Origin of the sequence: Yinghuangia sp. YIM S09857 (genome assembly GCF_051388915.1) — a bacterium.
Lineage (GTDB): Bacteria > Actinomycetota > Actinomycetes > Streptomycetales > Streptomycetaceae > Yinghuangia.
In genome coordinates this window covers 98,911-110,107 of record NZ_JBPKBH010000021.1, presented here as the reverse complement: position 1 = coordinate 110,107, position 11,197 = coordinate 98,911, and the positions used below count along the sequence as shown (strand labels likewise).

Genomic DNA, 11,197 nt, shown 5'->3' with positions numbered 1-11,197 from the left:
CCGCCAGCTTCGGACAGGCCGCGCGGCGCACACTGACTGACGCACAGGAAGGGCGAACCCGATGACGGTGGGTAACGAGGGAGAGCCGGACGACCCGTACGGCTACCTCTACCGCCCCGGCCCGGGTGACGCGCAGGGCGGCCAGGAAGCGCCCGCGGGATTCGGCTCGTCACCGTACGTCCAGGTCGGGCAGACGCGGTACGGCCAGCCCCAGCCGTACCAGCAGCCGGCCGCCGACCCCCAGGCGACGCAGCCCGTCCCCGGGATGGCCCAGCAGCCCGCCCCGGGCGGCCCGCCGCCGGGCCAGGTCCCGCCCCCGCGCCGCGACGGCGGCCACGGCGGCGGATCGCGCGGCTCGTCGCGCGGCGGCCGGGGCCCGGTGATCGGCGCGGTCGTCGCCATCGTCGTGGTGGTCGCGGTGATCGTGGCGGTCGTCGCGATGAACGGCGACGACGACGACAAGAAGAAGGACGCGGCGACCACGCCCCCGCCGCAGACGACCGCAACCGCCCAGTCCAGCGCCCCGCCGACGACGTCCGCGGCCCCGTCGTCCTCCGGACCGGAGAAGATCGGTGCTACTGAGGCCGAGGAGGCGACGCTTGCGGGCGGAGCGGCCAAGGCCAACGACGGCAAGGGCTACACCGGCAACGGATTCGTCGCCAACCTGGTGAACGGCTCGTCGATCAGTTGGACGGCCGAGGTCCCCAAGGAAGGCCAGTACTACCTGCGGGTCATCTACAGCAACCCGGAGAGCAGCAAGGGGGGAGACGGGCAACGGCAGTTCAAGCCACTGACCGTCTCGGTGAACGGCAAGGCCACATCGAGCCCCATAAAGCTCTACGGGCTCAATTCGGACACCTACGGCTTCACCTGGGGGATCGTCAACCTCAAGGAGGGCTCCAACAGCCTTGCCTTGACGTGTTCCGAGGCCGCAGGCTGCCCCGTGAAGGTCGACAACGTGTCGCTGTCGACGACGCAGCCTTCGAACGCCGACTGACCCGGGCAGTCGGAACGATCCTGACGCCCGATTAGTCCCGCATGTGCGGCTGGTTCGACCGGTCCGACTCAGTCGGGAACCCGAGCGGACCGGCCCGTGGAAGTTCGGTGCTGAGGCAGCGTCAGGCCGCCGCCAGGCACGTGGTGCGCAAATTGCAGGAGTCGCGCGGAGGCGGGGCGGACCGCGGTGTCCGCTCCGCTTTTCCGTGCCGCGTTCCGTGCCACGGGTGCGGGGTGCGCCGGGCCGGGCCGGGAGGGCCCCTGCCTCAGTAGGCGGCCGCGCGGGTCACCGATAGCTGGGCCTCGGCTGCCAGCCGCATCGTGGCCGCCGCGTTACCGCCGTTGACGGCGATGGCGAGGTGGTCGGTCGAGTCGACGACCGCGACGGGTTCGCCGAGCGGGACGTCAGCGAACGTGCGGCCGAAGACCGCGGTCCACGTGCCGTCGACCGTGCGCAGCGTCAGCGACCCGCCCGGCGCGGCGCCGATCGCCGTCAGCTCGGCCGGTGCCAGCGAGGTCTGGACGTTGCCGAAGCGGTCCACGGTCAGCACCTCGCCGTGCGCGGTGCCGTCCACGACGTACGCGACCGGGTCCGGGAGGCGGACCAGTGAGCCCGGGTCCAGCGTGGGACCGACCCGGTGCGCCGAGGTTCCGGTGGCGAGGTGCGCGGCCATCGGGGCGAAGACGTCGCGGCCGTGGAAGGTCGCGGAGACGCGCGGCAGCATCAGCTCGCGCGTGGTCAGCTCGTGCGCGGACAGCGCGCCGCCGACCGCGTCGGCCGCCCACATCAGCAGCCCGTTGTCCGGCCCCACCAGCAGGTGTTCGGCGGTACGCACCAGCACGCCGCGGCGCGCGGTGCCCACCCCGGGGTCGACCACCGCCACCGCGACGCCCGGCGGGAGGTACGGCAGCGTCTGCGCGAGTAGCACCGCACCGCGGCGGATGTCGCCCGGCGGGACCTCGTGCGAGACGTCCAGCACCCGCGCGCCCGGCGCGATCCGCATGATGACGCCGTGGCACGCGGCGACGAACCCGTCGGCGGTGCCGTAGTCAGTCAGGAACGAGATGTGCGCGTCCATGCCCCCACCGTACGGACCCCGAGGCCGTCAGGGACGCAGCTCGTACACCGTCGCGCCCGGCCCGGTCGCGGGTGCCGCGGACGGCGAACCGGTCGCGGTCGCGGCGGCGGTCGGCGTCACCGACGCGCCGTCCTGCCCCTCCGGCTCGCCCGGCGACAGGACGAGGTGGAACCGGCCGTCGCCGGCCCGCGGTCCGGAGACCCGGCCCACCGCCAAGTCCGCCTTCCAGCGCTGCTGCCCGGTCTTCGCGTCGATGCCGAACGCCGCGGCCGGTACACCGTCGCGGCTGGACACGCCCACGCACACCACGCCGTTCGCCACCTGAGGATCCGTCAGCTCGCCCGCGGAGTGGGTCGGGAAGTCCCACAGCCGCGTGCCGTTCTTGAGGTCGAATGCGTAGACGCGGCCCGTGGTGAGCGGCGGCTCGGGGACGGCCGTGGCGGTCGCCGTCGGCGTCGAGGTCGGCTTCGTGAAGCCCGACTGGAGGTCGGACGGCCACGTCGACACGTACAGCGTGGCGCCGTCCACGACGGCGTCCGAGATCATCAGGCCTTCCGGCTTCTCGTCCCAGCGCCGTCCGCCGGTCGTGGCGTCGTAGACCTGGATGCGCGCGTCGACCTTGTCCTTGCCCGCCTGGTCGTTGCCGTTGGTGAGGACGACGACGGTGGCGGTCGGGGTGTCCACCACCAGGCGCCGCATGTCGCCCGCGGGGAGGTTCGGGACGCGCCAGTCGGTCTCGCCGTTCTCCAGCCACACCGCGCACAGCGAGCGCTCGTCGGCGTAGCCGCTCGACGCCTGCGCCGAGCCCGAGCGCACGAACACCCGGCCCAGCGCGACCACCGGCGGGCCGGGGTTCTTCTCCTTGGTCGCGGACCACAGCACCTCGCCGGTGCCCGCCGCGAGGTCCACCTTGTAGAGCTTGGCGTAGTCGCCGTAGGAGTCGGCGATGCCCGAGACGAGGGCGGTACCGCCCTCCACCCATGGGGTGAGCAGCCATGGGGCGGAGGAGTCGGCGGTGTAGACCGGGGCGGGCGTGCCGTCGGGGCCGTTGGCGGCGTCGTACGCGAACACGTACGCCTTTTCGGTGTCCGACGTGTTGGGCGGCGACGTCACGACCACCACCTTGTCCTCGACCGCGTGGCCCAGGTGCACGCCGAGCGAGTCGTGCTCGGCCTGCCACACGATCGTGCCGGGCTCCTTGCGCGCGGCCTTGTCCTGCTCGGTGCCGAGCGAGAAGGCGTAGATGGTGCTGTGGTATTTGCTGGGCGCCGAGCTGTCCGAGATCTCCGCCCAGCAGTTGACGAACACCCGGTCCTTCGTCGCGACCGGCCGGTTGACGTTCGGGGCCGCGGTGCTGCGCGTCCAGACCTGCTTGCCCGAGCTCATGTCGAGGCACACCACGAGCCCGGCCGTCTGCGAGCCCTTCGTCTGCGCGCCCGAGCCCGCGATGACCAGGTACTTGCCGGAGACGACGGAGTACGTCCGGGCGGTGGGTCCGACCGGGGTGTTCCACGCCACGCGCCCGGAGCCGTCCGACCTGGTCAGCAGCCAGCCGGCCGCACCGCCGACCACGGCGACCCCGACCGCGCCGCCGCCGATGAGGAACGAGCGGCGGCTGAGCCCGCGCGGGCGACCGCTCGGCGCGGCCGCCGGGGCGGGCCCGTTCGCGACCTCGAAGACGTCGGTCGCGGCCATCGTCGCGGACGGCGGGCGCGGCGGCGGCAGCGGTGTGGTCAGCGCGGTCGGTCCCGGGCCGGGCGTCGCGGGCAGGACGTCGGTGACGCCTTCCGCACCGTTGTGCGCCCGGGTCGCGGGAAGCTCGTCGTTGTCCACCCCGAGACCCGCCCCGAGACCCGCCCCGAGCGCCGCCGCGCCGGGCGGGGGAGCCGGGACTGACGGCAGCGAGTCGGCGGGGTCCGCATTCTGACGTCGCATCAGCTCCGCGGCGAGGGCGGGCGGCAGCCAGGCGCCTCCGACCGCGGCCTCCGCGTCGTCGAGGCCGCCGACCGTGCGCCGCAGGATGTCGTCGAGCGTGGGGCGGGCGGCGGGGTCCTTCGCCAGGCACTCGGCGATCAGGCCGCGCAGGCTCTCCGGGACCCCGTCGAGCTTGGGCTCGCCGTGGATGATCTGGAACAGGAGCTGCATCGCGTTCTGCGGCGTGGCTCCGAAGGGGGTGCGCCCGGTCGCCGCGTACACCAGCACGCCGCCCAGCGCGAAGATGTCGGTGCGCTGGTCGACCTCCTCCTCACCGGCCGCCTGCTCGGGGGACATGTAACCGGGCGAGCCGATCGCGCCGCCCGGCGAGGTCAGCGCGTGGGTGGCGAAGTCGAGGGCGCGCGAGATGCCGAAGTCGATCACGCGGGGGCGGTCGCGCCCGAGGATGACGTTGGACGGCTTGAGGTCGCGGTGCACCAGGTCCGCTCGGTGGATGGCCATCAGGGCCTCGACGAGCTGCGCCGCCAGCACCCGCACCGCCTGCTCGGGCAGCGGGCCGTACGTCGCGACCGCGTCGGACAGGGGTATGCCGGTCAGGTACTCGGTGGCGAACCACGGCGGGTCGGAGTCCGCGTCGGCCGCCGCGATCGGTGCCGTCCACGCGCTGTCCACGCGCCGGGCGGCCGCCACCTCGCGCCGGAAGCGGTCCCGGAAGCCCGGGTCGAACGCGTACTCCGGACGCACGGTCTTGACCGCGGCGCGCAGCCCAGACGGAGACACGCCGAGGAACACCTCGCCCATGCCGCCCTCGCCGAGCCTGCCGCGCAGCCGGTACGGACCGAGCGTGCGCGGATCCTGCGGCCGCAGCGCCTCCATGACCACCCATCCCCGCGTCGACGGCACCCTCCGGCGCACACCGCGCGCCGGAGATCGACCGCCAGCGTAGTGGCCGCGGCCCGCGCCGGGAGCGCCGCACCGCACCCCGCGGACAACTCGGGGGGCTTCCCTCGGGCCCCGAGGGGAGGCCGCGCGGAATCCGTCCGGCGGGCTTCCGCCGACCCCCGGGAGGGGGCCGCACGGGACGCGCTCGGCGCCCCGGAGTTCACTCAGTCGCTTGTCTGATCCAAGGGGGTGTCGTCGGAGCCGATGGTGGGTCCGGACTGCGCGTGCCGCCGGGCCGGCTCGCGGCCGGGGGGCTGGCTCAGGCGCTCCAGCGGCACCGGGCGCGGGATCGGGCGGCTGGCCGGCCGGCCCTTCGTGATCACCACCTCCTCCTCGTCGTGCATCAGCTTCAGCATGTCGCCCTCGCGCAGCGAGTAGGTCGCCTCGGCGCGGGTGATCTCGGTGTGCAGCACGATGCCGCCGCGCAGCCGCATGGAGAACGCCACCCGGGTCAGTCCCGACGGCAGTCGGGGCCGGAACACCAGGTGGTCGTCGTGGTCGCGCAGCCCGCCGAAGCCCGCCACCAGCGCGATGCAGGCGCCCGCGAGCGACGCCATGTGCAGGCCGTCGCGCGTGTTGCCGCCCAGGTCGTGCAGGTCCATCAGGGCGGCCTCGGCGAGGTAGTCGTACGCGAGGTCCAGGTGCCCGACCTCGGCCGCCATGACCGCCTGCGTGCACGCCGACAGCGACGAGTCGCGGACCGTCAGCCGCTCGTAGTACGCGAAGTTGCGGGCCTTCTCCTCGGCGGTGAACGCGTCGCCGCGCACCTGCATGGCGAGCACCAGGTCCGCCTGCTTCACCACCTGCTTCCGGTACAGGTCGTAGTACGGGTAATGCAGCAGCAGCGGGTACTTCGCGGCCGGGGTGTTGTCGAAGTCCCACATCTCGTGGTTCGTGAAGCCGTCCGCCTGCGGGTGCACGCCCAGCTTCTCGTCGTACGGGACGTACATCGACGCGGCGGCGTCCCGCCACTGCGCCATCTCCTCGGTGTCCACGCCCAGCGCCGCCGCCTGGTGCAGGTGCCGCGTCGCCGCGTCGGCCGCCGCGCGCAGGTTCGCCTGCGCCATGAGGTTCGTGTAGACGTTGTTGTCCGCGATCGAGCTGTACTCGTCGGGCCCGGTCACGCCGTCGATGCGGAACCGGCCCTCGGCGTCGTGGTGCCCCAGCGAACGCCACATGCGCGCGGTCTCGACCAGTATCTCCATGCCGTAGTCGCGCTCGAAGTCGGCGTCGCCGGTGGCCCGCACGTAGCGCTCGACGGCACGGGCGATGTCCGCGCCGATGTGGAACGCGGCCGTGCCGGCCGGCCAGTAGCCCGAGCACTCCTCGCCGCGGATCGTCCGCCACGGGAACACCGCCCCCGCCAGGCCGAGTTGCACGGCCCGCTCGCGGGCGAGCGGCAGCGTCGAGTGCCGCCAGCGCAGGGCCTGGGCCACCGCGTTCGGCAGGCAGTACGTCAGCACCGGCAATACGAAGGTCTCGGTGTCCCAGAAGCAGTGCCCGTCGTACCCGGGGCCGGTCAGTCCCTTGGCCGGGATCGCCCGCTCCTCCGTGCGCGCGCCGGCCTGGAGCACGTGGAACAGCGCGAACCGCACCGCCTGCTGGAGCTCCATGTCGCCGTCGACCTCGATGTCCGACCGCTCCCAGAAGTCCTGGAGGTACGCCTTCTGCTCGGCCACCAGGCCGTCCCAGCCGGTGTAGCGGGCCGCGGTCAGCGCGGCGGCGACCTGGTCGCGGACGGCGGGCAGCGAGCGGGCGGCAGACCAGCCGTACGCGATGAACTTGACGATCCGCAGCTTCTGGCCCGGCTTCAGGACCGTCGTCACGCTGTAGCGCGCGTGGTCCTCCTCGGTCTCCGTCTCCGCCTGGTGCGGCCCGTCGCACTCCACGACGTGGTCCATCGTCGCGGCCACCCGCAGACCGCTGAACCGGGTCTGGTGCACCAGGACCGCCTTCGCGCCCTGGTGCGAGTGCTGCTCGGCGACCAGGGGCGCCTCCAGGACCGCGGCCGCGCGCGGATCACCGTTCGCGGACGGCAGCTGCTCGTTGGCGACCAGCTCGGACTGCACGACGATGCGGGCCGGCCCGTCCATCGGCTCGACCTCGTAGGAGATCGCCGCGACCGCCCGTTGGGTGAGCGAGACCAGACGGGTCGAGGTGACGCGCACGGTGCGCCCGGCGGGGGAGGTCCACACCGCGCGGCGCTTGAGCAGGCCGTCGCGGAAGTCCAGGCGCCGCTGGTGCTCCTTGAGGTCGCCGTACCGCAGGTCGAACGGCTCGTCGTCGACCAGCAGCCGGAGGATCTTGCCGTTGGTGACGTTGATGACGCTCTGCCCGGACTCCGGCTGGCCGTAGGCCGTTTCGGCGTACGGCAGCGGGCGCAGCTCGAACACCCCGTTCAGGTACGTGCCCGGCAGCCCGTGCGGCTCCCCCTCGTCGAGGTTGGCCCGCATCCCCACGTGCCCGTTGGACAGGGCGAACACCGACTCCGCCCGGGCCAGGACATCGAGGTCGAGGGACTGCTCGGTGAGCCCCCAGGGCTCGATGGTGTACGCGTCGTGCGCCGTCATGCCGTGTCTCGCTCCTCGTGCGCTTCGTCCGGCTCCGCCGGCCGCCCCGGTCCGGTCGGCTCGGCCGTCCGGCTCGGACCCGCGGCCGCGGGCGCCTCGTCCGTCGACAGGTCCGTCAACTGGGCCAGATCGGTGACGACCTGGTCCGCGCCGTGCCGCAGCAGGGCCTCGGCCTGGCCGACCCGGTCCACTCCGACAACGCGCCCGAAGCCTCCGGCGTGCCCGGCGGCGACGCCCGCGAGCGCGTCCTCGAACACCGCGGCGCTCTCCGGCCCGTACCCCAGCTTGCGGGCGGCGGCCACGAAGGTGTCGGGGGCGGGCTTGCCCGGCAGGCCCTCCTCGCGGGCCACGATGCCGTCCACGACGACCTCGAACAGGCCGTCGTACCCGGCCGCGTGGAGCACGTCGCGGCAGTTGGCGCTGGACGAGACGACGGCGCGGGGAACGTCCAGCTCGGCGAGCCTGCGGACGTACGCGAGGGAGCCCGCGTACGCCTCGACGCCCTGCTCCTTGATCATCCGGAGGACGGTCTCGTTCTTGAGGTTGCTGAGCCCCTGCACCGAACGGGATCCGGGGGCGTCGTCGGGATCGCCCTCGGGCAGCGCGATCCCGCGCGACTCCAGGAAGGCCCGGGTGCCGTCCAGGCGCGGTCTGCCGTCGACGTACGTGTCGTAGTCGGCCCCGGCGTCGAACGGCACGAAGGGCGTCCCGTCGCGCTCGGCCTCGGCGCGCAGGAAGGAGTCGAACATGTCCTTCCAGGCGGCGGCGTGCACCTTCGCGGTCTGCGTCAGCACGCCGTCGAGGTCGAACAGGAAAGCATGAATGGAATCCGGCAGTCCCAGCATGCGCCCACTTCTACCCTTCTCCGGGACGATCATCCCCCTTCCGGATCATCTCGGCGGCTTCGGCACACCCGCTACGTTGGTCCCCTGCCTCGGGGAAGGGGATGGTCGGCATGGCGGTCGTGGAGGTCACACTGTCGCTTCCGGGCGATCTTGTGGCCGCGGTGGGCGAGGCGTCGGGCGGGGACATCTCCGCCTACGTGGTGAAGGCGCTCCGCTCGGCGCTCCTGATGGACGCGATGCGCGAGGTCGCCGACGCGGGCCACCCCGCCCCTCCACCGGACGACGTCCTGCACGCGGCCGAGACGGATCTGCGATGAGGCGCGGCCAGGTCTGGCGCATCCCCACCGTCGGCCGGGAGCGCACGGTGCTGGTGGTCGGCGCCGACGAGGTCACCGCCTTGTACGGCCAGGCCCTGTGCGTCGTCGTCCACGAGCCGGGGACCTTCCCCGAGTCCCTGGTCACCGTCCCGCTCACCGAACCGGTCCAGGGCGTCGTCGGCGTCCCGGACGTCGCCGGCTTCCGCCAGGCGAGATTCGACCACGGCAAGCTCCTCGGCCGTGTGGACACGGACACGATGGAGCGCGTGGAGATAGCGCTCCGAGCGATTTTGGAGCTGTGAGCGGCGCCTGACGCCGGAGGCGAGGGCGGCCGCGTCGCCGAACGGCCGCGTCGCCGAACGGCCGCGTCGCCGAACGGCCGCGTCGCCGAACGGCCGCGTCGCGGAGCGGGCCCCGACGACCGGTATGTGGCGTGCCGCCGATCGCTCCTTCTCGTCGCCACATCCCATCCGGCCCCGAAGCGGCGCGCGGGTGCCGGAGCGGGCGGCCGGCCGCGGTGTGCGTGCTGAGGTAGTGGGGCGCCAACGGCCCGGAGCGTCGCAATATCCCGTGTGTGGCGGGGTGGGGCCTGGGCCGTTCGGGGCACGGGGGCCGACCATATGTCAGTGGATCTGCCGCGTGCTTGCGGTGCTACTCGCTCGGCTGGAGCGCGGGCCCTGCCACCACCGTCAGAAGGTGGCGTACTGCTTCTGCCATGGCTCGGCGGGCCTTTGTCAGATAGGGGCGGGGGTCTGACTGTTTGTCGTCCTGGGCCAAGTGGGTGCGTATTGCGGTGGTGTAGGCGAGGTTGAGGGCGGTGCCTATGTTGATCTTCGTCATGCCGTGGGCGGTCGCCGCGCGGAGTTCGGGGTCGGGTACGCCGGAGGAGCCGTGCAGCACCAGGGGCACGCCTATTTCCGCGCGGAGCGCGGCGATCAGGTCGTGGTCGAGGCGGGCGGTGCGCGTCGTCATCGCGTGGCTGCTGCCGACCGCGACGGCGAGTGCGTCCACGCCGGTCGCGGCGACGTAGGCGGCGGCCTCGTCGGGGTGGGTGCGTGCGCCGGGCGCGTGTGCGTCCAGTGCCGGTTCGCCTGCTTTGCCGCCCACTTGGCCGAGTTCCGCTTCGAGCCACAGTCCGCGCGCGTGCGCCCACACGGCGGCGGCGCGGGTGGCCGCGACGTTGTCGGCGTACGACAGCTTGGACGCGTCGAACATCACCGAGCTGACCGCCGTCCCCTCGACCGCGTGCAGCAGGGCCTCGGACACCACGTGGTCCAGGTGCAGCCCGACCGGGACGGCGGCCTCCTCGGCCAGTGCCGCGCAGCCCGCCGCGAGGGGCCGCAGGCGGCCGCCGTGGAAGCGCACCGCGTTCTCGCTGATCGCGAGGATCACCGGCAGTCCGGCGGCCTCCGCGCCGGTGACCACCGCCTCCGCGTGCTCCAGCGTGATCGCGTTGAAGGCGCCCGCGCCGCGCCCGTCCCGGCGGGCCGACGCGACGATGTCACCGGTGGCGATGAGTGGCACGGCCGTCTCCGATCAGGGCGTTCGGGTCCGAGGAGGACGGCGCCGAGGGCGGCGGCGGGGGTTCGACCGCGCCGACGATGACGTGCGCGCGGGCGGTGACATAGGTCGTGCGGTCGATGTCGCCCGCCTCTGGTGCCGCGACGGCCGACGCGGACCAGGCGACGGCCTCGGCGAGCCGGTCCGGCCAGGGGCGTCCGCCCAGCAGGCCCGCGATGAGTGCCGCGACCCCGGCGTCCCCGGCTCCCGTGGGGTTGCCGGTGATCGCGTACGGCAGCCTCGCCCGCCACCACCCCGACCCCGTCGCGGCGAGCAGGCCCCGCGGGCCGAGGGACGCCACGACCGCGCCGCCGCCCGCCGCGCGCAGTCGGTCCGCGATCGAGGCGACCGCGCGCGGCGGGTCGGACTCGCCGGTGGCTTCGAGTAGTTCGTCGGCGTTCGGCTTGACGATGTCAGGCCCCGCCGCGAGACCCGCGCGGAGGGCGGGGCCGGAGGAGTCGAGCAGCACCGGCACGCCGGCGTCACGGGCCGCCGCGACCAGGTCGGTGTACGCATCGTCCGGCAGGCCCTGCGGGAGGCTCCCGCACAGCGCGACCGCCCGTGCCCCGGGCAGGAGTTCGCGGTAGGCGTCGACGACCTGAGTCCATTCCTCGGCGGATATTCGCGGGCCCGCCTCGTTGAAGGCCGTCGCCTCGCCCGCCGCGTCCACGACGGTGGTCGTACGCCTGGTCTCGCCCGCCACGTGCGTGGTCGCGTCCTGCAGGCCGGCGGCGGCGAGACCCTCGCGGACCGCGTCGCCCGTACGTCCGCCGAGCGGCCCCAGCACGGTTGCCGGCATGCCGAGCGCCGCCAGCACGCGTGCCACGTTCACGCCCTTGCCTCCGGCGCGCGCCGCGACCCGGGCGACCCGGTTGCCGCCGCCCCACACCACCTCGCCGAGGTGGTACGTGACGTCCAGCGCCGGGTTGGGCGTTACGGTGAGGATCATCGCG

At 73.6% G+C, this 11,197-nt stretch carries 9 protein-coding genes; 3 read left to right on the top strand and 6 right to left on the bottom strand.

The genetic code is table 11. The features are described 5' to 3' along the window. Nucleotides 1–61: 61 nt before the first annotated feature. Nucleotides 62–997: a CBM35 domain-containing protein gene (locus ACRX5S_RS33040; protein ID WP_436776870.1), complete on the top strand. Its 936-nt coding sequence runs from the start codon at nucleotides 62–64 to the stop codon at nucleotides 995–997. A 265-nt stretch (nucleotides 998–1,262) separates the two neighbouring features. Here the strand turns inward: ACRX5S_RS33040 and ACRX5S_RS33035 are convergent, their stop codons facing one another. The 4 genes from ACRX5S_RS33035 to ACRX5S_RS33020 form a co-directional block, all read right to left on the bottom strand. After that, nucleotides 1,263–2,075, bottom strand: coding sequence for an SAM hydrolase/SAM-dependent halogenase family protein (locus ACRX5S_RS33035; protein WP_436776869.1), 813 nt, complete (start codon nucleotides 2,073–2,075; stop codon nucleotides 1,263–1,265). A 27-nt stretch (nucleotides 2,076–2,102) separates the two neighbouring features. Further along, nucleotides 2,103–4,886, bottom strand: coding sequence for a protein kinase domain-containing protein (locus tag ACRX5S_RS33030; RefSeq protein ID WP_436776868.1), 2,784 nt, complete (start codon nucleotides 4,884–4,886; stop codon nucleotides 2,103–2,105). 230 nt (nucleotides 4,887–5,116) lie between these two features. Continuing rightward, a complete protein-coding gene (locus ACRX5S_RS33025) occupies nucleotides 5,117–7,522 on the bottom strand; it encodes a glycoside hydrolase family 65 protein (protein ID WP_436776867.1) in 2,406 nt (801 codons plus the stop codon). Next, nucleotides 7,519–8,367 (bottom strand): beta-phosphoglucomutase family hydrolase, encoded by an 849-nt coding sequence (locus ACRX5S_RS33020; protein ID WP_436776866.1) that lies wholly within the window; start codon nucleotides 8,365–8,367, stop codon nucleotides 7,519–7,521. The genes ACRX5S_RS33025 and ACRX5S_RS33020 overlap by 4 nt, the downstream gene beginning before the upstream one ends. A gap of 110 nt (nucleotides 8,368–8,477) precedes the next feature. Here ACRX5S_RS33020 and ACRX5S_RS33015 point away from each other — a divergent pair, with 110 nt between their 5' ends. Together ACRX5S_RS33015 and ACRX5S_RS33010 are read left to right on the top strand one after the other, a co-directional pair. Continuing rightward, complete coding sequence (locus ACRX5S_RS33015; RefSeq protein WP_358362956.1) at nucleotides 8,478–8,684, top strand: hypothetical protein; 207 nt, start codon at nucleotides 8,478–8,480, stop codon at nucleotides 8,682–8,684. Further along, nucleotides 8,681–8,986, top strand: a complete 306-nt coding sequence (locus ACRX5S_RS33010) for a hypothetical protein (RefSeq protein WP_436776865.1) — start codon at nucleotides 8,681–8,683, stop codon at nucleotides 8,984–8,986. The genes ACRX5S_RS33015 and ACRX5S_RS33010 overlap by 4 nt, the downstream gene beginning before the upstream one ends. 349 nt (nucleotides 8,987–9,335) lie before the next feature. Here the strand turns inward: ACRX5S_RS33010 and ACRX5S_RS33005 are convergent, their stop codons facing one another. Together ACRX5S_RS33005 and ACRX5S_RS33000 are read right to left on the bottom strand one after the other, a co-directional pair. Next, the gene (locus tag ACRX5S_RS33005) at nucleotides 9,336–10,208 is read right to left on the bottom strand and encodes a class II fructose-bisphosphate aldolase (protein WP_436776864.1); all 873 of its coding nucleotides are present in this window, start codon (nucleotides 10,206–10,208) and stop codon (nucleotides 9,336–9,338) included. Next, nucleotides 10,186–11,193 carry a 1-phosphofructokinase family hexose kinase gene (locus ACRX5S_RS33000; protein ID WP_436776863.1) on the bottom strand — a complete coding sequence of 336 codons (1,008 nt, stop codon included), beginning with the start codon at nucleotides 11,191–11,193 and terminating at the stop codon, nucleotides 10,186–10,188. Before ACRX5S_RS33000 ends, ACRX5S_RS33005 begins: the two co-directional genes overlap by 23 nt. Nucleotides 11,194–11,197 lie beyond the last annotated feature (4 nt).